Origin of the sequence: Polynucleobacter sp. UK-Gri1-W3 (genome assembly GCF_018881595.1) — a bacterium.
Taxonomy (GTDB): domain Bacteria; phylum Pseudomonadota; class Gammaproteobacteria; order Burkholderiales; family Burkholderiaceae; genus Polynucleobacter.
The window spans coordinates 427,329-452,966 of record NZ_JACVQA010000001.1; the positions used below are offsets into that span (position 1 = coordinate 427,329).

A 25,638-nucleotide genomic window follows, 5' to 3' on the forward strand; every position below is an offset into this window, starting at 1 on the left:
GGGTTTAGGAAAAAAACATGGCAAAAATGCAAACTAAGATGCAAAACGAAGAGCGTGATGATGGTCTTCGCGAGAAGATGATCGCTGTTAATCGTGTAACTAAAGTGGTTAAAGGCGGTCGTATTCTCGGCTTCGCTGCACTCACTGTAGTTGGCGATGGCGATGGCCGCATCGGTATGGGCAAGGGCAAATCAAAAGAAGTTCCAGTTGCCGTTCAAAAAGCAATGGACGAAGCTCGTCGCAAAATGATCAAAGTAACTTTGCGTAAAGGTACTTTGCAGCACACCGTTACTGGTCAGCATGGCGCGTCACGCGTTTTGATTTCACCAGCTAAAGACGGTACTGGAATTATTGCTGGCGGACCAATGCGTGCGATTTTCGACGTAATGGGTGTAACTAACGTGGTTGCTAAGTCACTTGGCTCTACAAACCCATACAACTTGGTTCGTGCAACCATTGATGGTTTGAGCAAGATGAGTACTCCCGCTGAGATTGCTGCTAAGCGCGGTAAATCAGTTGAAGAGATTCTCGGCTAAGACCAAAAGATTAGGAATCTATAAATGACAACATCTAACTCCAAAGTCAAACTGCAATTAGTACGCAGCTTGATCGGTACACGCGAAAGCCACCGTGCAACTGTACGAGGCTTAGGCCTTCGTCGTATCAATTCAGTTTCTGAATTGGAAGACACTCCAGCTGTTCGCGGCATGATTAATAAAGTTTCTTATCTAGTTAAAGTCGTTGGCTAATAACTAGCAAGTAAATAGGCGAAGAATATGCAACTCAATACAATTAAACCTGCAGAAGGCTCTAAGAAAAACCGTCGTCGCGTTGGTCGCGGCATTGGTTCTGGTCTTGGTAAAACTGCTGGCCGTGGTCACAAAGGTCAAAAATCCCGTTCTGGCGGTTTCCATAAAGTCGGATTTGAAGGCGGTCAGATGCCTATGTATCGTCGTTTGCCAAAACGCGGTTTCGTGTCTTTGACACGTCGTCACGTTGGTCAGGTTACATTGAATGACTTAGCAAAAATCAACTTGCCAGAAGTAGACTTATTGGTATTGAGAGCTCACGGCTTAGCTGGTGAGCAAATCAATGCGGTTAAGGTTATCAAGACTGGCGAACTCAAGATTGCCGTAACCCTCAAGGGCATCACAGCGACTGCCGGTGCAAAAGCAGCTATTGAAGCTGCTGGCGGCAAATTGGTTGAATTGGTGTAATAGGTCTTTTAGTAGATATGGCATTAGCACCTACCAATAACGCAAACAGTGCAGCAACAGGCGGCAAGTTTGGCGAATTACGCCAACGCTTGATTTTCCTGGTGCTGGCTTTGCTCGTGTTCCGTTTGGGTGCTCATATTCCAGTCCCTGGCATTGATCCAGACCAATTGGCGCAGTTATTCTCTGGCCAAAAAGACGGCATCTTGGGAATGTTTAACTTGTTCTCAGGCGGCGCCTTATCTCGTTTCACTGTATTTGCTTTGGGTATCATGCCGTACATCTCTGCGTCGATCATCATGCAGTTGATGACGATTGTTGTTCCATCTTTAGAGTCGTTGAAAAAAGAAGGCCAAGCAGGTCAACGCAAGATTACCCAATACACTCGCTACGGCACAGTATTTTTGGCAACATTTCAGGCATTAGGCATTTCCGTTGCGTTGCAAGCCCAGCCAGGTTTAGTAATTAACCCAGGCTTGATATTTGAGCTCAATACTGTAGTTACTTTGGTAACCGGCACAATGTTCTTGATGTGGCTTGGTGAGCAAATTACTGAGCGTGGCCTTGGAAACGGTATCTCCATTATTATTTTCGGCGGTATTGTTTCAGGCCTACCAAATGCGCTAGCAAGCTTGTTAGAGTTGGTTCGCACCGGCTCAATGAATATTATTTCTGCATTGCTCATCGTTGTTATTTGCGTGGCAGTGACTTATTTTGTAGTGTTTGTAGAGCGCGGTCAGCGCCGTATCTTGGTTAACTACGCTAAGCGTCAAGTAGGCAACAAGATTTATGGTGGCCAGTCCTCTTACTTCCCATTGAAGTTAAATATGGCAGGCGTTATTCCTCCAATTTTTGCTTCATCTATTATTTTGTTCCCTGCGACTATTGCCGGCTGGTTTACATCAGGCGAGCCGACCAATATGTTTAGCAGAATTATTAAAGATTTGGCCGCTACTTTGGCTCCAGGTCAGCCTGTGTATACAATTTTGTATGCAGCAGCGATTATTTTCTTCTGTTTCTTTTATACCGCATTGGTATTTAATAGCCGTGAAACTGCCGAGAACTTGAAGAAGAGTGGCGCATTTGTTCCGGGTATTCGTCCAGGTGATCAGACAGGGCGTTATATCGACAAGATCTTAGTGCGTTTGACTCTAGCTGGCTCTATTTATATGGTTCTAGTTTGCTTATTGCCAGAATTCTTGGTCTTGAAGTACAACGTGCCGTTTTATTTCGGTGGTACTTCATTGTTGATTATTGTTGTTGTTGCAATGGATTTCATGGCTCAAGTTCAGTCATATGTGATGCAACAGCAGTACGGCTCTTTGATGAAGAAGGCTAACTTCAAGATGGGCGCTTAACTGAATGTCTAAAGACGATGTAATTCAGATGGCGGGAGAGGTTGTAGAGAATTTGCCGAACGCGATGTTTCGCGTGAAGCTAGAAAACGGACATGTGGTTCTAGGGCACATTTCCGGAAAGATGCGGATGCACTACATTCGTATTTTGCCGGGAGATAAGGTGACGGTGGAGATGACTCCATACGATCTTACGCGTGCCAGAATCATTTTCCGCGCGAAGTAAAGATTAAGTTGTACATATTTTTTTAGAGGTGAGTTATGAAAGTTTTAGCATCCGTTAAGTGTATTTGCAGAAATTGCAAGATCATTAAGCGCAAACGCGTTGTTCGCGTGATCTGTTCTTCAGACGCACGTCATAAGCAGCGTCAAGGCTGATCTGGTTAATTAAGAGGAAATCTCATGGCACGTATCGCTGGGGTAAACATCCCAAATCATCAACATACTGTTATCGGTTTAACAGCAATTTTTGGCATTGGCACAACTCGTGCACGCAAAATTTGTGAAACTACAGGTGTTGCAATCGACAAAAAAGTTAAAGACCTTACTGACGGTGACTTGGAAAAGTTGCGCGATGAAGTAGGTAAATTCATTACCGAAGGTGACCTTCGTCGTGAAGTAACTATGAGCATCAAGCGTTTGATGGACTTAGGTTGCTACCGCGGTGTTCGTCATCGTAAGGGCTTGCCTGTACGTGGTCAACGTACTAAGACTAATGCGCGTACCCGCAAGGGCCCACGCAAGTCTGGTGTGCAACTCAAGAAATAATCAAGAAAGTTTATTGACATGGCAAAACAACAATCCGCTTCCGCCGCTTCACAGCGCGCTCGTAAAAAGGTTAAAAAGAACGTTGCTGACGGCATTGCACACGTTCATGCTTCTTTTAATAACACCATTATTACGATCACTGATCGTCAGGGAAATGCGCTTTCATGGGCAACTTCTGGCGGCCAGGGTTTCAAAGGCTCACGTAAATCAACACCTTTTGCTGCTCAGGTAGCTGCAGAAGTTGCTGGTAAAGCTGCCGTTGAATGCGGTATCAAGAACTTGGAAGTTCAGATCAAAGGCCCAGGCCCAGGTCGTGAATCAGCAGTTCGTGCATTGAACTCATTGGGTATCAAGATCACTGAGATTCAAGACGTAACTCCAGTTCCACACAATGGTTGCCGTCCTCCTAAGCGTCGTCGTATCTAAGCTAGGAAGTTGGCTGTACAAGTTTTAGTAGTTTTTTATTAAAGCCCACTGTTCGCCTGATTTAAAAGGCGAACTCACCGTCGGTCGTAAGACTGCGGCAAAGAAAGGAAAGCATCGTGGCACGTTACTTAGGGCCTAAGGCCAAATTAGCACGTCGGGAAGGTACCGACTTATTTTTAAAGAGCGCACGTCGCGCCCTGTCAGACAAGTGCAAGTTAGATACTAAGCCTGGTCAACATGGTCGTACATCTGGCTCAAGAACATCTGATTACGGTAATCAATTGCGTGAAAAGCAAAAGGTTAAGCGTATGTATGGAATTTTAGAGCGTCAGTTCCGTCGTTATTTCGCTGAAGCTGAGCGTCGTAAGGGTAATACCGGTTCGATGTTGCTTCAGTTGTTAGAGTCACGTCTTGATAACGTTGTTTATCGTATGGGCTTTGGTTCTACTCGTGCTGAAGCACGTCAGCTGGTTTCCCACTGCGCAATTTTGCTCAATGGTAGCCCTGTAAATATTCCATCTATTCAGGTTAAGCCTGGTGATGTAGTTGCTATTCGTGAAAAAGCGAAGAAGCAAGCGCGTATTACAGAATCATTGAATTTGGTTGGACAAATGACTCCCGTTACTTGGGTTTCAGTTGATGCAGCTAAGCTCGAGGGAACATTTAAGCAAGTGCCTGACCGCGAAGATATTAGCGGTGAAATTAATGAAAGTTTGATCGTTGAATTGTATTCACGCTAATTAGGCACTCTCAAGGAAAAAATATGCAAACAAATTTGCTCAAGCCAAAGATTATTTCTGTTGAAGCGCTTACCGCCAACCAAGCTAAGGTTGTTATGGAGCCGTTCGAGCGTGGCTATGGCCACACACTCGGAAATGCATTACGTCGCGTACTCTTGTCCTCGATGGTTGGTTATGCGCCAACTGAAGTAGCAATTGCTGGTGTTGTTCATGAGTACTCCACATTAGATGGAGTTCAAGAGGACGTAGTAAACCTCTTGTTGAACCTCAAAGGTATCGTATTTAAGTTGCAGTCACGTGACGAAGTTACTATCAATTTGCGTAAAGAAGGCCCAGGCGTTGTTACTGCAAAAGATATCGACTTGCCACATGATGTAGAAATCATGAACCCTGATCATGTGATCGCTCACTTATCAGCTGGTGGCAAGTTGGACATGCAGATCAAGGTCGAAAAAGGCCGCGGTTATGTGCCAGGTAACGTACGTCAGTACAGCGATGAAGCTACTAAGATCATTGGTCGCATTGTGTTGGATGCCTCATTCAGCCCAGTAAGCCGTGTTAGCTATGCTGTTGAATCTGCTCGTGTTGAGCAGCGTACCGATCTCGATCGTTTGGTAATGACCATTGAAACAAACGGTGTGTTGTCTCCTGAAGAAGCTATTCGTCAAGCAGCTACTATTTTGGTTGACCAATTAGTTGTATTCGCAGCCCTCGAAAGCAGCGAAGTTTCTGGTGATTTAGCACCAAGCCGTTCATCAATGGTTGATCCTATGTTGATGCGTCCGGTTGATGATCTCGAGCTCACAGTTCGCTCTGCAAACTGCTTGAAGGCTGAGAACATTTACTACATTGGTGACTTGATTCAACGTACTGAGAATGAATTGTTGAAGACGCCTAATCTAGGTCGCAAATCTTTGAATGAAATTAAAGATGTTTTAGCGGCTCGTGGCTTAAGTCTTGGCATGAAACTCGAAAGCTGGCCTCCAGCTAACCTCGAGAAATAATTAGAAAGGAAGCATCATGCGTCACGGAAACGGCTTACGCAAACTAAACAGAACATCATCACATCGCCTAGCGATGCTGCGCAATATGTCCAATTCACTTTTGGAGCACGAAGTCATTAAAACGACTTTGCCAAAAGCAAAAGAATTGCGCATGGTTGTTGAGCCTTTGATTACCTTGGGTAAAAAAGACAACTTAGCAAACCGTCGCTTAGCATTTAATCGCACGCGTGATCGCGATATCGTAGCCAAGCTCTTTACAGAACTCGGTCCACGTTACGCAACACGTCCAGGTGGCTACCTTCGTATTTTGAAGTTTGGCTTCCGTCATGGCGACAATGCACCAATGGCTTTGGTTGAGTTAGTAGATCGTCCAGAAGTTGATGAAACAGCAGTAGTAGCTGAAGAGGCTTAAGTCTCGCTGTTAAAGCAAAAAGCCAGGCTTCGGTCTGGCTTTTTTCATTTATCAGGTTATAAATAGAGAATGTCTGAAAACTTCCCAGTGATTCCCAGTAAGCTTCTAGTGGTGTTAACTAGCCTGCCAGATGCGGGGGCTGCAAAAGCCTTAGCTCGAGGCTTGATAGCGGGGAATTTGGCTGCCTGTGTGCAGATTACGGATGGCGTTCAATCTATTTATCGCTGGGAAGGGAAAGTTTGCGAAGAGCGTGAAGTATTGCTCTCTGCAAAGACGACAAAATCAAAATGGCTTGAGATCTCTGCATTTATTAAAAATACACATCCATACGATCTTCCCGAGATATTGGCATTTTCTCCGGAGCAATATGAAGAACAATACGGCAAGTGGGTTGAGTCTGAGGTAAATTGCAAGTTATGAAATTACATTCTTTTTTGGTTAGAATTTTTGCGCTCTTGCTGCTCATCTCTGCGCAGGTTTATGCGGCGCAAGATTTCTTGCCCCCAGAAAAAGCATTTCGAGTAGAGGCTACTTGGTTAGAAAACTCCAATCAAGTGGAGCTGGAATTTCTGCCTGCTAAAGGCTATTACATCTATCAAGAATCTTTAAAGTTCCAAGTAGGGAACCAGCCCGGGAAGTTAAGTAATATAAGGCCTTCATTACCTATCGGCTTTGAAAAGTTCGATGAAACTTTTCAGAAAAAGTTGCAAGTATATAAAGAGCCATTCCTAGTATTTCTAGATATTAAGCCTGTAGTTGGTCAGCCCGTCCACTTGGAGATCACTCTTCAAGGTTGTGCAGAGGCGGGTATTTGCTATCCACCCATGACCCTGAAGTTTTTACTCGCTGGGCCTGGTGTAAAGGCAGCTCCAATTCCGGATATTTTGGATGCCGCTCCTACGGTGAATACGCAAGAAAATGCTCAATTTAGTTTGGCGGATTTATGGCGTGAGCGCGATGATGTCAATGCGATTGGACGCTTTCTAGAAAGCACTTCTACAGCTTATTTATTTCTAGCCTTCTTTGTCTTGGGTTTAGCTTTGGCATTTACACCTTGTGTGCTTCCTATGTTGCCAATTCTTTCGAGCGTCATCTTCGGAACCCAGGGCGGTAGGGCGATATCTAAGGGCCGTGCTAGCATCCTAGCGCTGGCCTATGTCTTGGGTATGGCCTTGGTGTATGCCTTGGCTGGTGTGCTGATGGCGGCCTTAGGCGGGAGCGTACAGAGGGCCTTGCAAAGCCCTATTGCGCTTGCCACCTTCGCCTTATTACTCTTGGCTCTATCCGGTAGTTTGTTTGGGCTCTATGACCTGCGCTTGCCACAATCATGGCATCACCATGTGGATAGGCTGGCAGGACGTCAAAAGGGCGGTAGCGTGTTTGGTGCTTTTGCTTTGGGGGGTATTTCAACCCTGGTGGCTAGCCCCTGTATTACGGCGCCTTTAGCAGGTGTTCTTGCTTTTATTGCACAAACTGGATCCATGAGCCTTGGTGCTGGACTGCTCTTTGTGATGGCGCTAGGAATGGGTCTGCCACTACTCTTTATTGCTATCGAAGCTCGAATCTTGATTCCATCTACTGGTATTTGGATGGTGTGGTTGCAGCGTACTTTGGGCGTATTGCTCGTTGCTACTGCTGCTTGGATTGCCTCACCTTTAATTCAAAAAAATGAGCCTGTTGGATCTGTAAAAACGATAAATGGACAGACTATTCATAAAGTCGGCGAACTATCTTTTATAGTGATTCATTTACCTGCAGAGCTTGATGTGCAATTAAGTAAAGCCAAGGAAGAAGAGAAAGTAGTCCTCCTCGATTTTTATGCCGACTGGTGTATTAGTTGCAAAGAAATGGAAGTCAATACCTTTGCAAACCCTGAAGTCACCAATCAACTTAAGCAACTGGTTTTATTGCAGGCGGATGTTACTGCGAATAGCCCTGAGAATCAGGCATTACTTAAGAAATTTGGATTGTTTGGCCCCCCCGGAATTTTGATCTTTAATCAAAACTCAGAAGAGCTCAAGGATCAACGCGTGATTGGTTATATGCCGCCACAACGATTTATTGAACGCCTAAAACAAGCTACCGGCAATCAATAAAAATCAGCTTTTTATTTGTTTGATGCGTTTGTTTTAAGCAGGCGTGCGGCTTCGAGTGCAAAGTAAGTCAGTACACCGTCAGCACCAGCACGTTTAAATGCGAGTAGTGATTCCATCATGACGGCATCGTGATCTAGCCAGCCATTTTGTGCCGCAGCTTTCAGCATGGCATATTCCCCGCTTACTTGATATGCATAAGTGGGGTAATCAAACTCTTCACGCACGCGACGTACGATATCCAAATAAGGCATGCCTGGTTTAACCATCACCATGTCGGCACCTTCGCTGATATCTAGTGCCACCTCCCGCAAAGCCTCGTCGCCGTTGGCGCAATCCATTTGATATGTTTTTTTATCTGCCTTACCAAGATTTTTTGCGGAGCCCACAGCATCTCTAAATGGGCCATAAAAAGCAGATGCATATTTAGCTGAGTAAGCCATGATGCGTGTATGAATTAGTTTCTTCGCTTCAAGTGCTTCACGAATTTTTCCAATGCGACCATCCATCATGTCTGATGGTGCAACGATGTCGACACCGGCCTCAGCTTGGGCGACTGCTTGTTGAACTAAGATCGCAGTCGTCTCATCATTGAGAATGCGACCCTGTTCATCGAGTACACCATCTTGACCATGGCTTGTATATGGATCAAGCGCTACATCAGTCATGATGCCTAGATTTGGGAAGCGTTTTTTGAGTTCGCGAACTGCATTTGGAATGAGCCCATTTGGATTAAAAGCTTCTTTACCATCCGGTGTTTTTAATGCTGCGTCAATGACCGGAAAAAGTGCCAGAACCGGAATGCCTAGATCTACGCACTCTTGGGCAACTGGAATTAGTAGATCAAGGGAAACGCGATTAACACCAGGCATTGAGGCAACCGCTTCTGATTTACCTTGCCCCTCTAACAAAAAGACTGGATAGATCAAGTCACTTGCCGAAACACTGTTCTCTTGTATCAGGCGCCGAGACCAATCATCACGACGCATGCGACGTGGACGATGCCCTGGAAAATTAAGCAAAGAGTTAGCTGGTGATTTCATCTTCATGAGTTTCTGCTTCAAATAGCCATTTAATAATTAAATTATCTGCCTCTTCAAGGCCAATCCGCTTGGTGCTGGAGAATAATTGTGCCGTAAGTTGTTTGGATTCGCCGGTACCGTCAGGCAATGCAGGGTCATATTGCTGTAGGCGCTTTGTGACTGCCTCAAGAGCATGCTTGCATTCACTTTTGTTCAATTTGTCGCATTTACTCAGCAAAACATGGATGGGCTTGCCTGTTGGCACAAACCACTGAATCATTTGCTCATCTAGGTCGGTTATGCCGCGTCTAGAGTCCACAATGAGGATCATGCCTACCAACTGCTCTCGCTCTTGCAAATAATCGCTTAGAAGGGCATTCCAGTGGTATTTAGTCTCATGGTTTACGGCTGCGTAGCCATAGCCCGGTAAATCCACCAAATATGCCAATAGGTCATCTTTAGCAAAAACTCCAAAATAATTGATATGTTGGGTGCGCCCAGGGGTTTTACTGGCAAAAGCGAGCCTTTTTTGGTTACAAAGGACATTTAGTGCGCTAGATTTACCCGCATTTGAGCGGCCGGCAAAAGCTACCTCTCGGAGCGGAGTGGCAGGTAGGCAATGGGTGTCATTGACTGTGGTGGCGAATCGGGCTTGAAAGAGTTTAGACATGTCCAGAAGCTATTGTAAAATCATGCAAAATCATGAAATATCTCATGGTGTTGGGTAAAAGGTTGTAAATGCAGGGCCCAAACACTTTTAGGAATTTTTGCCAAGGTAAACATAATGCGTCAAACCTCCCAAATCTCCAAATTAACTAGCTTACGTGCTGGTTTTGCGGTTCTCTCTATTTTCGCTCTGATCGGCGTATCCGGTACAGTTTTTGCTGCTGATGCTGCTCCTATGGCAGCCGCTCCAGAAGCTAAAGCAGAAGTTCCAGGTAAGCCTAAGATTGATCTAGCCGCTGGTGAAGCACTGTATTCAAATGGCGATGCAACTCGTGGCGTAGCTGCCTGTATTACGTGCCATGGACCTAAGGGTCAAAGTGCAATGGGAACATGGCCAAAGCTAGCCGCACAACATCCAGCTTATCTTGCCCGACAGTTAAAAAACTTTAAAGAAGGCGTTCGTGCTAATGCAATCATGATGGGAATGGCTGCTGCCTTAACTGATCAAGATATGTTGAATATTGCTGCTTATTTAGCCCAACAACAACCCTCACAAGGTGTTGCTCAAAACAAAGAGACGATTGAGTTAGGTCAAAGTATTTACCGCGGTGGAATAGCTGCCAAGGGTGTTCCAGCTTGCGCTGGATGTCATAGTCCAAACGGCGCTGGAATTCCTGCGCAGTATCCTCGTCAGGCTGGACAATGGGCTGAGTACTCCAATACTCAATTAATGTCATTCCGTGAAGGTACTCGTAAAAATCTACAGATGAATATGATTGCTACTAAGCTTTCTGATAACGAAATGAAAGCGGTTTCTGATTACATGGCAGGTTTGCACTAATCAGTCAAAGCGTTAAAAAAACCCCGCCATTTAAGCGGGGTTTTTTGTTATGTAAAACTTTACAAAGTTTTTAAATATATCCCGATCACCTGTCGTTAGTTTGGCAAAACTGTTTCTGAAGAAAATAAGTCAGTAGTTTTTTCACGAGCACGAATAACGTAAGCATTTTTTCCGTCAACCATAATCTCTGCAGGTTTAGGGCGTGTGTTGTAGTTAGAGGCCATCACAAAACCATAGGCGCCTGCTGACAGAATTGCCAGTAGATCGCCCTCTTCTACTGCAAGATGACGATCTCTTCCTAGCCAGTCGCCAGATTCGCAAACAGGGCCAACGATGTCATAGGTCAGGGCAGTTGCCGCCTTCTTTTGTGCAGGCACTATTCCATGGTGCGCTTCATATAGGGCGGGGCGCATCAGTTCGGTCATTGCAGCATCAACAATACAGAAGTTCTTTTCAGCACCAGGCTTTAAATACTCTACCGTTGTAAGCAGCACCCCAGCATTGCCTACTAATGACCTGCCTGGCTCTAGTACAACGTCTAGGTGACCAAAACCACGTTCAGCCACTCTATTCAATAAGGTGTTCGTAAACTCAGTGATGTCTGGTGGAGTTTCATCACTATAAGAAATACCAAGGCCACCACCAAGGTCAAGATGGTGAATAACAATGCCTTCTTTTTTCAATTGCGCTACGAGATCCAATACCTTATCTAAGGCATCCAAATAGGGTGCGGTGGTAGTGATCTGGGAACCGATATGACAATCGATACCCACAACATCGATTTGAGAAAGTTGCGATGCTTCACGATAGGTTTTTAAAACCTCGTGATAGGCAATGCCAAATTTATTGCCCTTAAGTCCGGTTGAAATGTAAGGATGAGTTTGCGCATCCACATCAGGATTGACGCGTAAGGAAATTGGGGCGCGGCAATTAAGCTTTATCGCAACCCGATTGATCTGGTGAAGCTCTGCAATCGATTCAACGTTGATGCACTTCACTCCAGCCTGCAGCGCAGCAGCTATCTCATTGGCAGATTTACCAACGCCTGCAAATACTAAGCTTTTGGGGTCAGCGCCAATCGCTAAGGCGCGCGCTAATTCACCGCCGCTGACTAAATCAAATCCTGAGCCCAATTTTTTAAAGCAATCAATCACCGCTAAATTACTGTTCGCTTTCATCGCATAGTGCACGCGTGCACGGCGTTTTCCTTGCGAATCAACACAAGCTTTGTCATATGCTTGGTAAGCCTCGGTGAGCGCTTTTTTGCTATAGACGTAAAGTGGCGTACCAAATTCTTTTGCTAAATCAGCCATTAGAATTTCTTCGGCATACCAATTGCCATCGCGCTCGGTAAATCCAGATAATTCAGGAAGGGGAATTGCTTTACTTGTCATTGCTTGGTCGATGAAGAATTGCTCGGGTTAGCAGAGGGTTGGGGTGGGTATAGCTTGCCTTTGGTTTCTGGCTCCGTAGGAGCGGGCGGAACTGGTGGCACATTTGGCATATATAGCGGCCCTCTTACCCCACACCCTACAAGGGATATTAGAAGGCTAAAGCAGAGGGTTCTATTAAGAATCGCTATCATGAATGTCTCTAAAACGAATGATTGAATATAGCATGCAGGACTCCGGTATGAACCCAAACAATCCAGGCACAGAAACTATTGATGACAAGCAGTTTTATCAGCTGGGAAGCGAATTATTGCAATCCATAGAAGTGGCATTAGAGGCTGCTGATGATGAGCTTGATCTGGATCTAGATGTCGAGCGTCAGGGTGGAAATGTCATCAATATTCGTTTTAAGGACAAAAGTGTCATTGTGGTCAACACTCAACCACCTTTGCATGAGATTTGGGTCGCTGCTAAATCAGGCGGATATCACTATCGTTGGGCTGGAACCATGGCAAAGCCTCTGTGGCTTGATACCAAAACAGGAAAAGAGCTTTTGAGCGACTTAACTGAATTTGCAAGCGCTCAGGCTGGACAGGCCGTAAAGATTAGCTTAATTTAAGCTGCGCCAGTAGCGCTTAATGTTTCAATCACTTGGGCATCAGCTACGCTTTTTATCTGAGCTTTACCAATTTTTTCTAACACTACGTAACGTATCTGCCCGCTCTCGGTTTTTTTATCCACCTGCATGAGCTCCATATAACGTTCTGCGCCAAACTTGGGCGGTGTAATTGGTAAATTCATGGATTGAATGATTTTGGTGAGGCGCTGAACATCTGCTTCGCTGATGTAATTGAGGCGACGTGATAAGTCTGCTCCAAGTACCATGCCGCAACCAACGGCTTCACCATGCAGCCATGCGCCATAACCCATGCCCGCTTCAATTGCATGACCAAAGGTATGGCCAAAGTTCAACGTTGCACGAATGCCACCTTCTCTTTCATCAGCAGATACCACTGCAGATTTAATTTCACAGGAGCGTAAGACAGCGTGTCCCATTGCTTCGGTGTCACATGCCAATAATGGTTTTGCATTAGCCTCGATCCAATCTAAGAATTGGGCATCGGCAATAGCGCCATGTTTGATTACTTCTGCAAGACCGGCAGATAACTCTCTTGGGGGCAACGTCTTTAAGGTATTGAGATCGGCAATCACAGCGACTGGTTGATGAAAGGCGCCGATCATGTTTTTACCAAGCGGGTGATTAATACCAGTCTTGCCACCAACGGAAGAGTCTACTTGGGCAAGTAGGGTAGTCGGAACTTGAATAAAGCGAACTCCGCGCATGAAGCTGGCCGCAGCAAACCCAGTCATGTCACCTATGACACCACCACCCAAAGCGACCAACATGGTTTGGCGATCAGCGCCAAACCTTAAAAGATCATCAAAAATCAGCTGAAGATTTTTCCAGTCCTTGTAAGACTCACCATCAGGCAGAACAATTGTTCTAACAGGTTTACCAAAAGTGCTAAGTGTTTTGGTAAGGTGCTCAGCATAGAGCGGGGCAACCGTAGTGTTACTAACGATATAGATAGAGCTTGCTTTTTCACAGGCACCAAATAAGCTTGCTTGATCAATCAGATCTGTACCAATATAAATTGGATAACTGCGATTACCGAGATCAACTTCAAGTGTTTTCATCATGGCCAATATATTTAAGCGGAAAGTTCGAGCTGCATAATTAAGGTGTTGACTAGTTGATTAACGCTGGGTTTTCCAGTCTCAATCACGTAGTCGGCAATTTCGCGATACAGGGGATCGCGTATGGAATACAAGTTTTCTAGAATCTTTTTGGCATCACCATTTTTTAATAAGGGGCGACCTTCGCCACCTTTAGTGCGATGCCAAAGTTCAATTGGATTGGCATGTAGATAAATGACGGTGCCATGCTCGCTTAATGCCTGGCGATTTTCTGGTGAAAGGATTGCGCCTCCACCGGTTGCCAAAATAACGTCTTGCTCGGCAGTAATTTCACGGATAGCTTGGGCTTCTCTTTTGCGAAAGCCTTCTTCGCCTTCCATTTCAAAGATGACAGGAATTTTTACGCCACAACGTTCTTCGATGACATGGTCAGCATCTAAAAAGCGACGCCCTAATTTTTTAGCCAGTACCTTGCCGACGGTCGACTTCCCGGCGCCCATGAGGCCGATCAGAAAGATATTGTTTGTCGAAGAGTTCACCCCTCGATTTTATTAGGGTTTGTCGAGAACGGTCGGAGTAAGGAAGACAAGCAGCTCAGTTTTGTCTTGTAATTTAGATTTATGGCGGAAAAAATGGCCAATGAGGGGTATATCTCCCAATAAAGGGATTTTCACTTCATCTTCGCGTTCAGTGGTTTGGAAGATGCCGCCAATGATTGCTGTTCCTCCATTTTCAACAGTCACCTCTGAACTCAGGCTTTTGGTGTCAATCGCATAACCCTGCTCTGTTTTCATGCCAACGGTGTCTTTATTAATGCCAACCAGCATGGAAATCTTGCCATCCGGATGAATTTTGGGAAGAACCTCAAGACGGAGGTTTGCCTTTCTGAATTGCAATTTACTGCCATTTTGATTCGACGTTTGGTATGGAAGCTCTGTGCCTTGTTCAATCGTAGCCTTCACTTGATCGCCAGTCATGATGCGAGGGTTGGAGAGAATCTTTCCCTGCCCCTCTGATTCAAGCGCAGAGAGTTCTGCTTGAAGAATTCGACTGGCATTTCTAGAGACAAGGGTTGCGGCTATGGAGGCTGGATTAAAGCCGCTTAATCCAGCTCCGCCCAGGTCGATATTGCCCACCAGTTTTTGCTCTGCGTGACCTCCAATCCCATTGGCTTGGTAGCCAAGCTTAACGCCTAGCTCTCTAGCAAAGCGCTCATCAGCTTCGACTATTCGTGCCTCAATGAGAATTTGCCTTGGGCTATTAATGTGATCTCCTCCAAAGGGAAGGGCAGCATCCTCGCGCCGGAATTTTTGAAAAGCTTGGATTTCTGCATGAGGCCCAATCCAGTAGATTTCTCCATTGCGCACTACCCTCAAGCCACGGCTTGCCAAAATAGAGTGAAGGGCTGTTTGCCAGGGAGTATTTCTGAGGTCTATCGAAATAGTTCCCTGAATTGACTCGCTTAACAAAAAATTGGTGTTTCCCAATTTGGCCATGACTTGCAAAAGCTCTGTCATTTCGATGTCTGTAAATTGCAGACTAATGGGGCTCAGAAAATGATTTTGTGAGGGCAAGCCTCCTACTGCTCGATTGCCTAATAAAAGCATCAATACAGCCATCCAAATGCTGAAATTTTTTAAGCGTTTTTTGATGCTTTTTGGAATGGTTTTCATGGCCCTTTGGAAGCCTTCAAAACCATAGATTTACCTTGGCTATGGGTAAGGGTGACAAGTCCTTTTTCAATATTGCTCAGACGCCATTCCCCTAAAACCTGAGCTCCTTTTTCAAAGACGAGATGGCTTTTGCCTGTATGAAAATAGGCTTGATGGGAGATGCCCATTTGTGAGGCCCCAAGGTAGCGCCAGCGGCGGAGTTCTGACTCATGAGTAGGTATTTGTGGCTTACTGAAAACTCGGATATCTGGTTTTTTCTCCTCTAATGAGTGAATACTCACTTCTAATTCATCTAATGCAATATATAGATCTTCTTGTTCCTGATAGATTTCATCACGCATTAAAGACAACTCTTTTTTTAGTTCGGAGATCTGCTTTTGAGACTCCTCAAGAGCATTTTGAGAGTTGCTATCAAAGGCGTTATAGACAACAAAAAATCCAACAGCTATCGCAATTAAGGCGCCAACAAGGATGACGTGAACCGCCAATCCCTGCGTTAAATTTTTAATCTGACTATGGCTTAGGGACGCCGTGAATGAATTGCCATTGCTTTGACTTGAGGGTCTGGGTGGAATGCTTTTTTGAGGGGGTGGCTTGCGAATTCCATGTGGGTCTGGGATTGCTGGATCATCACCCAGGTCACTCAAAATTTCATCAAAGGATTGGCTGGAAATATGGCGTGCTGGCATGCCTATATTCTTGGTTTTTGAGAGCTAAAAATCCATCGGTCTGGCTTGAACCCTGTGTCAGAAATCCCCCTTTTGCCGCACCCAAAAGAAGGGTTTTGGAGCTTTTAGTGAAATTGTCTAAGCACCCTATAATTTAGACATATGGCCCTACCCCCAAAAGACAAGCCGCCGCTAAATCAGCGTCCCATTCGTCCATCCGATAGACGTCCTCGGCAAGCGCGAGTTGAGCCGGGCTTGCAACGCAAGAATTCAAGTAACCCCCTCGTAAAGGCTTTGTTGATCATCGGCGTAGTTTTTGCCCTAGTGATTACATTGCTGATGGGTTATGCCTTCTTGGTGGCTAAACCTAACCTTCCGAAAATTTCTGCCTTAACTGACTACAACCCCAAGACTCCTCTACGTATCTATACGGCGGATAAGGTATTAATTGGCGAGTTTGGTGAGGAGCGACGCAAGGTAATTCCGTTAAATGAAATTCCTCAAAGCATGCGCAATGCTGTTTTAGCCATTGAAGATGATCGTTTTTATTCTCATGGTGGTGTGGACTACGTTGGAATTTTGCGGGCAGCAGTAACCAATTTGCGTGGACACCTTTCGCAGGGTGCCTCAACGATCACCATGCAAGTGGCGCGCAATTTTTTCCTCAGTAATGAGAAAACGTTTAGTCGAAAAATATACGAAGTACTGCTTGCATGGGAAATTGAGTCTCAATTAACTAAAGACAAAATTCTGGAAATCTATATGAACCAGATTTTTTTAGGCCAAAGAGCGTTTGGATTTTCTAGTGCTGCGCAGATTTACTTTGGCATTGATTTAAAGGACATTACGATCGCTCAGTCAGCGATGTTGGCGGGCTTGCCAAAAGCCCCGTCAGCCTATAACCCCGTCAGTAATTTCCGTCGTGCCAAGATTCGCCAAGAGTACATTCTTCAGCGTATGCGTGATTTGGGCTACATCACGCCTGAAGAGTATCAAAAAGCCATGATTGAAGAGTTGCATATTCGTGGTCTTGGTAATGAGTTTGCAGTTCGAGCCGACTTCCCGGCTGAAATGGTTCGTCAATTGCTCTTTACTCAATATGGAGAAGCAATTTATTCGCAAGGGATTGATGTTTACACCACCATCTTGAAAGCTGATCAAGATGCGGCTTATAAGGCTGTACGCAAGGGAATTTTTGAATACGATTTGCGTCATGCTTATCGTGGTCCAGAAGGCTTTATCGATCTCCCTGAAGATTCCGTGAAACGCCAGCGCGCGATTGACGAAGCATTGCTTGCCTACCCGCAGCTTGATGATTTGCAGTCTGGTGTAGTGCTTGATATTAAGCCGAAAGAAATGCAGGTCATGATTTCGACCGGAGATACCATCACTATTAAAGGTGAGGGCATGAAGTTAGCGGCCGCATCTATTACTGATAGTACTCAACCTAAAAAACGTTTGCGTCCTGGCGCTGTGGTGCGCCTCCTGTCGGACGGCGGCGTATGGAAGCTAGCCCAGTTGCCGCAAGTTGAGGCTGCCTTTGTATCCATGAATGCTGAGACTGGGGCAATTCTGTCTTTAGTGGGTGGTTTTGATTTCCGTCGCAACCAATTTAACCATGTGACACAAGCTTTGCGTCAGCCTGGCTCCTCATTTAAGCCATTCATTTACGCAGCTGCGATTGAAAAGGGCTTCACACCCAGCACGATGGTGAACGATGCGCCGTTATCGATTGGTAGCATGGAAACGGGTAGCCAAGCTTGGGAGCCTAAAAACTATGACGGTAAATATGACGGCATGATGCGTTTACGCAATGCCTTAGCAAAATCGAAGAATTTAGTTTCGGTTCGCATCATTCGCGCCATCGGCCCTTCTTATGCACAAGAATATATTCAGCGTTTTGGCTTTGAGCCAGAAAAACATCCTCCTTATTTAACAATGGCTTTGGGCGCAGGTTCTGTAACCCCATTGCAGATGGCCTCTGCTTATAGTGTGTTTGCAAATGGCGGCTATCGTGTAGATCCATTTTTGATTGACAAGATGGTGGACTCTAAAGGCACCGTCATGTTCGAAGCAAAACCTACTCGTGCAGGCGAGGATGCTCCTCGTGTGTTGGATGCACGCACTGCATTTGTGATGGACAGCATGCTGCAAGAAGTGACCAAGACGGGTACTGCAGCCTCAGCGCGTGGTAAGTTGGGACGCAGCGACATTGCTGGTAAAACAGGCACAACGAATGATTCGCACGATGCCTGGTTTGCTGGCTATAACCCTAAAGTAGTTGCGATTGCATGGATTGGCTTTGATAAGCCTGCGAGTTTAGGTGATCGTGAGACTGGTGGTGGACTTGCTTTGCCAATGTGGATTTCTTACATGGCGACTGCATTAAAAGATAGCCCTCAGATCTCCCGTGAGGTACCAAGTGGAGTAACTCAAGTGGATGGCGACTGGTTTATTCCTGACTTCTCTAACAATGGCGGTGTGCGCGAACTGCAATAGTTCGTTTTCAACATGGCACGGCAAGCTCGCACAGTAATACCAGGCCAAGCAATGCATGTGATGGTTCGTGGCAACAATCGCGAAACACTCTTTTATACGGATCAAGACCGGCGGACTTACTTAGAGTGGTTACGAGAAGCAGCAAGGCAATTTGGTTGTGCAGTACATGCCTTTGCATTAATGCCTAATCATGTTCATTTATTAATGACTCCTCAAAACGAAGATTCGCTTGCTAAGACAATGCAATCTCTTGGACGTCGTTATGCGCAATACTTTAATCAGCAGCATCGTCGGTCTGGAACCATTTGGGAAGGACGCTATCGCTCGTCACTCATTGATCCAGATTATTTTCTGCGCTGTCAGCGTTACATAGAGCTCAATCCCGTGAGGTCTGGATATGAATCTAATCCCCAAGGCTCTACTTGGACTAGTTTTGCAACCCATATTGGAGGTAAAGCCGAGCCTTGGTTGGTAGATCATCAGCACTTTTGGAAGCTAGGTAATACCCCTTTTGAGCGGCAGATGGGCTGGGCTAACTTTGTAAAAGAGGGCGCGCCTCACTGGGAAGATCGCCAAATTACAGAATCACTGATTCGCTCCAAGCCTTGGGTGAGCGATATTTATGCGAAAAAGCTCTTTAAAGACTCACCAGAGATAGCTGCAATTCGGCACCGTGGTCGCCCTAGAAAAATAAACCTAGTAAATTCAATAACTTAGTCAGATAGTTAGTAGTCTAGATACAAGCTAGGGTGTTGAAAACTGCCACTCTGTCCCCATATATTTAATTCATATTGGTGCGGCATCAAATTAAATGGGACAGATTCATTTTATTTCTATTGCATCGGTGTGGGTATTCCCCTATATTTGATCCTCCAAAAGTAATCAGGCCTTTGTCGCCCCTCGGAAATATTATGACTACAAAATTAAATTCAGATCTTCGCCCAATCGCTCAAGGTTTATATGACCCTAGAAATGAGCATGACGCTTGCGGCGTAGGATTCGTTGCACACATCAAAGGCAAGAAATCTCATGAGATCGTTTCTCAGGGTTTACAGATTCTTGAAAATCTAGATCACCGGGGAGCGGTAGGTGCCGATCCTCTAATGGGTGATGGTGCCGGTATCTTGATTCAGATTCCTGATACTTTGTATCGCGAAGAAATGGCGAAGCAAGGCGTGACCTTGCCACCCTTGGGTGAGTATGGCGTTGGCATGATTTTCTTGCCGAAAGAGCATGCTTCACGTTTAGCTTGCGAACAAGAATTAGAGCGCACTGTTCGTCTAGAAGGTCAGGTGGTCTTAGGTTGGAGAGATGTTCCGGTAAATGTGAAATTGCCGATTTCACCAACAGTGCAAATGACCGAGCCATTTATCCGTCAAATTTTTATTGGTCGTGGTCGCGACATCATGACAACCGATGCGCTTGAGCGTAAGTTGTATGTCATCCGCAAGACAGCAAGCCACGCTATTCAAGATTTGCACTTGAAGCATGGTAAAGAATATTTCGTTGCTTCAATGTCAGCTAGAACCATTGTTTATAAGGGTTTGCTGTTGGCTAACCAGGTGGGCGCTTATTACGAAGACTTACAAGATAAGCGCACAGTATCAGCGCTTGCTTTAGTGCATCAACGTTTCTCCACTAACACTTTCCCCGCTTGGGAATTGGCGCATCCATATCGCATGATTGCGCACAACGGTGAGATTAATACTGTTAAAGGTAACGTTAACTGGGTTAATGCACGTGAGGGCGCGATTAGCTCTCCAGTACTTGGCGATGACTTACAAAAACTCTGGCCATTAATTTATCCTGGCCAGTCTGACACCGCATGTTTTGATAACTGTTTAGAGTTGTTAGTGATGTCTGGCTACCCATTAGCACAAGCCATGATGATGATGATTCCAGAGGCATGGGAACAGCATGCATTGATGGATGACAATCGTCGCGCTTTCTACGAATACCATGCAGCAATGATGGAGCCATGGGATGGCCCTGCAGCAATGGCATTTACAGATGGCCGTCAAATCGGCGCAACCTTGGATCGCAATGGTTTGCGTCCAGCACGCTATTACGTAACAGATGATGATTTAGTCATCATGGGCTCAGAGGCGGGTGTATTGCCAATCCCTGAGAGCAAGATCGTTCAAAAATGGCGTTTGCAACCAGGCAAGATGTTCATGATCGACATGGAGCAGGGTCGCATCATTGATGACATTGAATTAAAGGATGCGGTATCTAAAGCTAAGCCATATAAGAGTTGGATCGATGCAGTACGTGTGAAGCTAGATGAGGTTGATGCTAGCAAGGCCGACTTGATAGACGAGAAAATGACTATTCGTCCAGCGGCTAAATTATTAGATCGCCAACAGGCATTTGGTTACACCCAGGAAGACATTAAGTTCTTGATGGCCCCAATGGCCACCAATGGCGAAGAGGCTATTGGTTCAATGGGTAATGACAGCCCATTGGCTGTTCTCTCTAATAAGAACAAGCCGCTCTATAACTACTTTAAGCAATTATTCGCGCAAGTAACCAATCCTCCGATTGATCCAATTCGCGAGAACATGGTGATGTCTTTGGTTTCATTCATCGGGCCTAAGCCTAATTTATTGGATACCAACAACATCAATCCACCAATGCGTTTGGAAGTGAGTCAGCCAATTTTGGATTTTGATGACATTACCAAGATTCGTCATATTGGCCATTACACCAATGGTAAGTTCCGCTCTTACGAGCTAGATATTTGCTATCCAGCTTCATGGGGCAAAGCAGGCATTGAGGCGCGTTTAGCATCACTGTGTGCTGAAGCTGCAGATGCCGTACGTTCCGGTTACAACATTTTGATCGTGAGCGATCGTCAGGTTGATGAGAAGCACGTAGCAATTCCTGCTTTACTCGCAACCTCAGCGATTCATCAGCATTTGGTGCAAAAAGGTTTACGTACCAGCGTTGGCCTAGTTGTTGAAACTGGCAGTGCGCGTGAGACACATCATTTCGCGCTCTTGGCTGGCTATGGCGCTGAAGCTGTTCACCCTTACCTCGCAATGGAAACCTTGGCTGAAATGGCTAAAGGCTTATCCGGTGATTTATCTCCAGAAAAAGCAGTAAAGAACTTTGTGAAGGCAATTGGTAAGGGTCTACAAAAAGTCATGTCCAAAATGGGCATCTCCACTTACATGTCTTACACCGGCTCACAGATTTTTGAAGCAATCGGTTTAAATCACGACATCATTGATCAATACTTCAAAGGTACTCCATCAAACGTTGGTGGTATCGGCGTATTTGAGGTTGCTGAAGAAGCCTTACGCATGCACACATCTGCATTTGGGAACGACCCAGTCTTAACCAATATGCTCGATGCTGGTGGTGAATATGCATTCCGTATTCGTGGTGAGAACCATATGTGGACTCCTGACACGATTGCGAAGTTGCAGCATTCCACACGTATTGGTGCTGAGAAGGGCTACCAGACTTATAAAGAGTACGCCAATATCATTAATGATCAAACCAAGCGTCAAATGACTTTGCGCGGTTTGTTTGAATTCAAGATCGATCCAGCTAAAGCCATTCCTTTGGATCAAGTTGAGTCCGCAAAAGAAATCGTCAAACGTTTTGCAACGGGCGCGATGTCTTTGGGCTCAATCTCTACAGAAGCGCACGCTACATTAGCAATCGCTATGAACCGTATTGGTGGGAAGTCCAATACTGGTGAAGGTGGTGAAGATCCAAATCGTTATGTGAATGAACTCAAAGGCATTCCAATCAAGAAGGGTGAGACTTTAGCCAGCATCTTGGGTAGCGATGTGGTTGAGGCCAATATTCCATTGCAAGATGGCGATTCATTGCGCTCCAAGATTAAGCAAGTTGCTTCTGGTCGCTTTGGTGTGACTACTGAGTACTTACGCTCCGCTGATCAGATTCAGATCAAGATGGCGCAGGGCGCTAAGCCTGGTGAAGGCGGCCAATTGCCTGGTGGTAAGGTTTCTGACTATATTGGTAAGTTGCGTTTTTCAGTTCCTGGCGTAGGTTTGATTTCTCCTCCTCCGCACCATGATATTTACTCCATTGAAGATATCGCTCAGTTGATTCATGATTTGAAGAACGTCAATCCAAAAGCTGACGTTTCTGTGAAGTTGGTATCTGAGGTGGGCGTTGGTACTGTTGCAGCTGGTGTAGCAAAAGCTAAAGCAGATCACGTTGTGATCGCTGGACATGATGGCGGTACTGGCGCATCTCCACTGTCTTCAATCAAGCACGCTGGCTCCCCATGGGAATTGGGCTTAGCTGAAACACAACAAACATTGGTTCTCAATGGTTTGCGTAGCCGTATTCGTGTTCAGGCTGATGGCCAGATGAAAACGGGCCGTGACGTGGTTATCGGTGCTTTGTTAGGTGCTGATGAATTTGGTTTTGCGACTGCACCACTGGTAGTCGAGGGCTGCATCATGATGCGTAAGTGTCACTTGAATACCTGCCCAGTAGGCGTTGCTACTCAAGACCCTGAATTGCGTAAGAAATTCTCAGGCAAGCCAGAACATGTAGTGAACTTCTTCTTCTTTATTGCTGAAGAGGCTCGCGAGATCATGGCCCAACTCGGTATTCGTAAGTTTGATGACTTAATTGGTCGCGTTGATTTGTTAGATACCCGCAAAGGTATTGAGAACTGGAAAGTACACGGCTTGGATTTCAGCAAGATTTTTGCTGAGCCACAAGTTGCTGCTGAGGTTCCGCGTTACCAAGTCTTGACTCAAGAGCATGGCTTAGCCAGCGCACTCGACAATATTCTGATTGAAAAGAGTGAGCCTGCATTAGAGCGTGGTGAAAAAGTTTCTTTCATTGTTCCAGTGAAGAACGTGAACCGCACTGTAGGCGCAATGCTTTCAGGCGAAGTTGCCCAGCGTTATGGGCATGCGGGTCTGCCGGATGACACTATTCATATTCAATTGAATGGCACTGCTGGTCAAAGCTTTGCAGCCTTCTTGGCACGCGGTATCACTTTGGACCTAGTCGGCGACGGTAATGACTATGTTGGCAAAGGTTTATCCGGTGGTCGTGTGATTGTTCGTGCTCCTCATGAGTTCCGTGGCGATACAGCCAAGAACATCATTGTTGGCAATACCGTTCTCTATGGTGCGATTGCGGGCGAGGCTTTCTTCAATGGCGTAGCTGGCGAGCGTTTTGCAGTTCGTAACTCTGGTGCCACAACGGTTGTTGAGGGTACTGGTGACCATGGTTGTGAGTACATGACCGGTGGAACCGTAGTTGTGCTGGGTGCGACAGGTCGTAACTTTGCTGCAGGTATGAGCGGTGGTATTGCTTATGTTTATGACGAAGATCGCTTATTTAATAAGCGTTGCAATACCAGCATGGCGACTTTAGAAAAAGTATTGCCTTCTGCAGAGCAGATTGCCAAGATGCCAAAGTCTGAATGGCATGCTCCTGTTGATGTAAAAGATGGTGGCGAGCGCTTAACGGATGAGCAAATTTTGAAGGGCTTAATTGAGCGTCACTTCCGCCACACAGGCTCTGAGCGCGCTAAAGCAATCTTGGCCGATTGGGATAATGCTCGTGGACGTTTTGTGAAAGTGCTTCCAACTGAGTACAAACGAGCTCTAGGTGAGTTGTGGGAAAAAGCTCAGAACAAAACTGTTGCGGCTTAAGCCACTTGATCAATAAAGACATTAAGAAAAGATACTAAGGATTCGATATGGGTAAGGTCACTGGATTTATGGAGTTTGAGCGCGTTGGTGAAACGTACGAAGCGCCGGTTAAACGCCTCCATCATTACAAAGAATTTGTTGCTGCATTGACTGATGAAGAAGCAAAAGTTCAAGGTGCGCGTTGTATGGATTGCGGCATCCCGTTCTGTAATAACGGCTGCCCAGTGAACAACATCATTCCTGACTTCAATGACTTGGTATTTCATAATGATTGGAAGAATGCATTGGATGTTTTGCAATCCACTAATAACTTCCCAGAATTTACAGGCCGTATTTGTCCGGCTCCTTGTGAAGCCGCATGTACCTTAGGAATCAATAGCACTGCAGTGGGCATCAAGTCTATTGAGCATGCCATTATTGATAAGGGTTGGGAAAATGGTTGGGTTAAACCACAACCACCTAAAACTAAGACTGGTAAAAAAGTAGCAGTAGTGGGTGGCGGCCCAGCAGGCATGGCAGCTGCGCAGCAATTAGCGCGCGTTGGTCATGATGTAACCGTGTTTGAAAAGAATGATCGTGTTGGCGGCTTACTGCGCTACGGCATTCCTGATTTCAAAATGGAAAAGTGGTTGATTGATCGTCGTGTAGAGCAGATGCAAGCTGAAGGCGTCAAGTTTGAGACTGGCGTTTTTGTTGGTAAAGAAGCGATTGGTACTGAAGTAAAAAATTACTCTAACAAAACGGTTTCTCCTGAGCAGTTGATGAAAGATTTTGATGCGGTAGTTATTACTGGTGGCGCAGAGCAGCCGCGTGATTTGCCAGTACCAGGTCGTGAATTAGCGGGCGTGCACTATGCGTTGGAATTTTTGATTCCGCAGAACAAAGAGAATGCAGGCGATTTTAAAAATGAAATTCGCGCAACAGATAAGCATGTAGTCGTTATCGGTGGTGGTGACACAGGTTCAGATTGTGTTGGAACTTCAAATCGTCATGGTGCAACCAAGATTACCCAGTTTGAATTACTCCCTCAGCCTCCAGCAGTTGAGAACACGCCTTTGGTGTGGCCATATTGGCCAACAAAGCTGCGCACCTCCTCATCTCATGAAGAAGGTTGTGAGCGCGACTGGTCTGTTGGAACAAAGCGTTTTGAAGGTAAAAACGGCAAAGTTGAGAAACTCATTGGCGTTCGTTTGGAGTGGAAAGACGGCAAGATGGCAGAAGTGCCAAACTCCGAATTTGAAATAAAGGCGGATTTAGTGCTTTTAGCAATGGGCTTTGTGTCTCCGGTCCAGCAGGTCTTGAATGCATTTGGCGTTGAGAAAGATGCTCGCGGTAATGCAAAAGCAACGGAAGATGGTCAAAATGCTTATCAAACTAACGTTCCTAAGGTGTTTGCAGCGGGTGATATGCGTCGCGGACAGTCTTTGGTGGTTTGGGCAATTCGTGAAGGCCGTCAATGTGCCCGTTCAGTAGACGAGTATTTAATGGGGTCTTCTGTTTTACCTCGATAA

27 protein-coding genes are annotated in these 25,638 nt (G+C 45.6%); 19 read left to right on the plus strand and 8 right to left on the minus strand.

The annotated features are described in order from the left end of the window. The first annotated feature begins 17 nt into the window (after positions 1-17). The 13 genes from rpsE (at position 18) to dsbD (ending at position 8,015) form a co-directional block, all read left to right on the plus strand. Positions 18-536, plus strand: a complete 519-nt coding sequence (gene rpsE / locus ICN36_RS02290) for a 30S ribosomal protein S5 (protein WP_011901917.1) — start codon at positions 18-20, stop codon at positions 534-536. Positions 537-560: 24 nt separating this feature from the next. Then, positions 561-749: a 50S ribosomal protein L30 gene (gene rpmD, locus ICN36_RS02295; RefSeq protein ID WP_215358833.1), complete on the plus strand. Its 189-nt coding sequence runs from the start codon at positions 561-563 to the stop codon at positions 747-749. A 27-nt stretch (positions 750-776) separates the two neighbouring features. Further along, the gene (gene rplO / locus ICN36_RS02300) at positions 777-1,217 is read left to right on the plus strand and encodes a 50S ribosomal protein L15 (protein ID WP_216226786.1); all 441 of its coding nucleotides are present in this window, start codon (positions 777-779) and stop codon (positions 1,215-1,217) included. A gap of 17 nt (positions 1,218-1,234) precedes the next feature. Beyond that, a complete protein-coding gene (gene secY / locus ICN36_RS02305; RefSeq protein WP_216226787.1) occupies positions 1,235-2,572 on the plus strand; it encodes a preprotein translocase subunit SecY in 1,338 nt (445 codons plus the stop codon). Between the two features lie 4 nt (positions 2,573-2,576). Then, positions 2,577-2,795 carry a translation initiation factor IF-1 gene (gene infA, locus ICN36_RS02310; RefSeq protein WP_068320132.1) on the plus strand — a complete coding sequence of 73 codons (219 nt, stop codon included), beginning with the start codon at positions 2,577-2,579 and terminating at the stop codon, positions 2,793-2,795. A gap of 35 nt (positions 2,796-2,830) precedes the next feature. Beyond that, entirely contained in the window at positions 2,831-2,947 is a 117-nt protein-coding gene (gene rpmJ, locus ICN36_RS02315; protein WP_012357167.1) for a 50S ribosomal protein L36, read from the plus strand. A gap of 24 nt (positions 2,948-2,971) precedes the next feature. Beyond that, a complete protein-coding gene (gene rpsM / locus ICN36_RS02320) occupies positions 2,972-3,337 on the plus strand; it encodes a 30S ribosomal protein S13 (RefSeq protein WP_015420253.1) in 366 nt (121 codons plus the stop codon). An 18-nt stretch (positions 3,338-3,355) separates the two neighbouring features. Beyond that, positions 3,356-3,763: a 30S ribosomal protein S11 gene (rpsK, locus tag ICN36_RS02325; protein ID WP_011901923.1), complete on the plus strand. Its 408-nt coding sequence runs from the start codon at positions 3,356-3,358 to the stop codon at positions 3,761-3,763. Between the two features lie 116 nt (positions 3,764-3,879). After that, positions 3,880-4,503 carry a 30S ribosomal protein S4 gene (rpsD, locus tag ICN36_RS02330; protein ID WP_215358836.1) on the plus strand — a complete coding sequence of 208 codons (624 nt, stop codon included), beginning with the start codon at positions 3,880-3,882 and terminating at the stop codon, positions 4,501-4,503. A 23-nt stretch (positions 4,504-4,526) separates the two neighbouring features. Then, on the plus strand, positions 4,527-5,507 hold the full coding sequence (gene rpoA, locus ICN36_RS02335) for a DNA-directed RNA polymerase subunit alpha (RefSeq protein ID WP_216152339.1): 981 nt from the start codon (positions 4,527-4,529) through the stop codon (positions 5,505-5,507). Between the two features lie 16 nt (positions 5,508-5,523). After that, positions 5,524-5,919: a 50S ribosomal protein L17 gene (rplQ, locus tag ICN36_RS02340; protein ID WP_068320139.1), complete on the plus strand. Its 396-nt coding sequence runs from the start codon at positions 5,524-5,526 to the stop codon at positions 5,917-5,919. Positions 5,920-5,988: 69 nt separating this feature from the next. Then, positions 5,989-6,339, plus strand: coding sequence for a divalent-cation tolerance protein CutA (gene cutA / locus ICN36_RS02345; RefSeq protein WP_216226788.1), 351 nt, complete (start codon positions 5,989-5,991; stop codon positions 6,337-6,339). Then, positions 6,336-8,015: a protein-disulfide reductase DsbD gene (dsbD, locus tag ICN36_RS02350; protein ID WP_216226789.1), complete on the plus strand. Its 1,680-nt coding sequence runs from the start codon at positions 6,336-6,338 to the stop codon at positions 8,013-8,015. Before cutA ends, dsbD begins: the two co-directional genes overlap by 4 nt. 11 nt (positions 8,016-8,026) lie before the next feature. On the opposite strand, the gene hemB is transcribed toward dsbD, so the two are convergent. Together hemB and yihA are read right to left on the minus strand one after the other, a co-directional pair. After that, a complete protein-coding gene (hemB, locus tag ICN36_RS02355) occupies positions 8,027-9,061 on the minus strand; it encodes a porphobilinogen synthase (protein WP_370623381.1) in 1,035 nt (344 codons plus the stop codon). Then, positions 9,039-9,704 carry a ribosome biogenesis GTP-binding protein YihA/YsxC gene (gene yihA, locus ICN36_RS02360; protein ID WP_216226790.1) on the minus strand — a complete coding sequence of 222 codons (666 nt, stop codon included), beginning with the start codon at positions 9,702-9,704 and terminating at the stop codon, positions 9,039-9,041. Before yihA ends, hemB begins: the two co-directional genes overlap by 23 nt. A gap of 231 nt (positions 9,705-9,935) precedes the next feature. Between yihA and ICN36_RS02365 the strand changes: the two genes are divergently transcribed. After that, positions 9,936-10,541, plus strand: a complete 606-nt coding sequence (locus ICN36_RS02365) for a cytochrome c (protein ID WP_255531209.1) — start codon at positions 9,936-9,938, stop codon at positions 10,539-10,541. Positions 10,542-10,636: 95 nt separating this feature from the next. Here ICN36_RS02365 and lysA read toward each other — a convergent pair whose 3' ends face one another. After that, entirely contained in the window at positions 10,637-11,935 is a 1,299-nt protein-coding gene (gene lysA / locus ICN36_RS02370; protein WP_216226792.1) for a diaminopimelate decarboxylase, read from the minus strand. Beyond that, on the minus strand, positions 11,932-12,126 hold the full coding sequence (locus ICN36_RS12105) for a lipoprotein (protein WP_216226793.1): 195 nt from the start codon (positions 12,124-12,126) through the stop codon (positions 11,932-11,934). Before ICN36_RS12105 ends, lysA begins: the two co-directional genes overlap by 4 nt. Before the next feature lie 17 nt (positions 12,127-12,143). Between ICN36_RS12105 and cyaY the strand changes: the two genes are divergently transcribed. Further along, complete coding sequence (gene cyaY / locus ICN36_RS02380) at positions 12,144-12,551, plus strand: iron donor protein CyaY (RefSeq protein ID WP_255531199.1); 408 nt, start codon at positions 12,144-12,146, stop codon at positions 12,549-12,551. Here the strand turns inward: cyaY and aroB are convergent. Genes aroB through ICN36_RS02400 form a run of 4 tightly spaced genes read right to left on the minus strand, consistent with a single transcriptional unit; the run spans position 12,548 to position 15,992 of the window. Continuing rightward, positions 12,548-13,630 (minus strand): 3-dehydroquinate synthase, encoded by a 1,083-nt coding sequence (gene aroB / locus ICN36_RS02385; protein WP_255531210.1) that lies wholly within the window; start codon positions 13,628-13,630, stop codon positions 12,548-12,550. The two genes, cyaY and aroB, sit on opposite strands and share 4 nt — an antisense overlap. Before the next feature lie 14 nt (positions 13,631-13,644). Next, on the minus strand, positions 13,645-14,169 hold the full coding sequence (locus tag ICN36_RS02390; protein WP_216226795.1) for a shikimate kinase: 525 nt from the start codon (positions 14,167-14,169) through the stop codon (positions 13,645-13,647). A gap of 12 nt (positions 14,170-14,181) precedes the next feature. Next, on the minus strand, positions 14,182-15,303 hold the full coding sequence (locus ICN36_RS02395; protein WP_255531200.1) for a secretin and TonB N-terminal domain-containing protein: 1,122 nt from the start codon (positions 15,301-15,303) through the stop codon (positions 14,182-14,184). Further along, positions 15,300-15,992 carry a hypothetical protein gene (locus tag ICN36_RS02400; RefSeq protein WP_216226796.1) on the minus strand — a complete coding sequence of 231 codons (693 nt, stop codon included), beginning with the start codon at positions 15,990-15,992 and terminating at the stop codon, positions 15,300-15,302. The genes ICN36_RS02395 and ICN36_RS02400 overlap by 4 nt, the downstream gene beginning before the upstream one ends. Before the next feature lie 141 nt (positions 15,993-16,133). On the opposite strand from ICN36_RS02400, the gene ICN36_RS02405 reads away from it, so the two are divergent. The 4 genes from ICN36_RS02405 to ICN36_RS02420 all read left to right on the plus strand — a co-directional run bounded on the left by ICN36_RS02405 (position 16,134) and on the right by ICN36_RS02420 (position 25,638). Continuing rightward, positions 16,134-18,470 carry a penicillin-binding protein 1A gene (locus ICN36_RS02405; RefSeq protein ID WP_216226797.1) on the plus strand — a complete coding sequence of 779 codons (2,337 nt, stop codon included), beginning with the start codon at positions 16,134-16,136 and terminating at the stop codon, positions 18,468-18,470. A 12-nt stretch (positions 18,471-18,482) separates the two neighbouring features. Then, entirely contained in the window at positions 18,483-19,187 is a 705-nt protein-coding gene (locus ICN36_RS02410; RefSeq protein WP_216226798.1) for a transposase, read from the plus strand. Positions 19,188-19,381: 194 nt separating this feature from the next. Beyond that, positions 19,382-24,127, plus strand: a complete 4,746-nt coding sequence (locus tag ICN36_RS02415; RefSeq protein WP_216226799.1) for a glutamate synthase-related protein — start codon at positions 19,382-19,384, stop codon at positions 24,125-24,127. A gap of 47 nt (positions 24,128-24,174) precedes the next feature. Next, positions 24,175-25,638, plus strand: coding sequence for a glutamate synthase subunit beta (locus ICN36_RS02420; protein WP_216226800.1), 1,464 nt, complete (start codon positions 24,175-24,177; stop codon positions 25,636-25,638).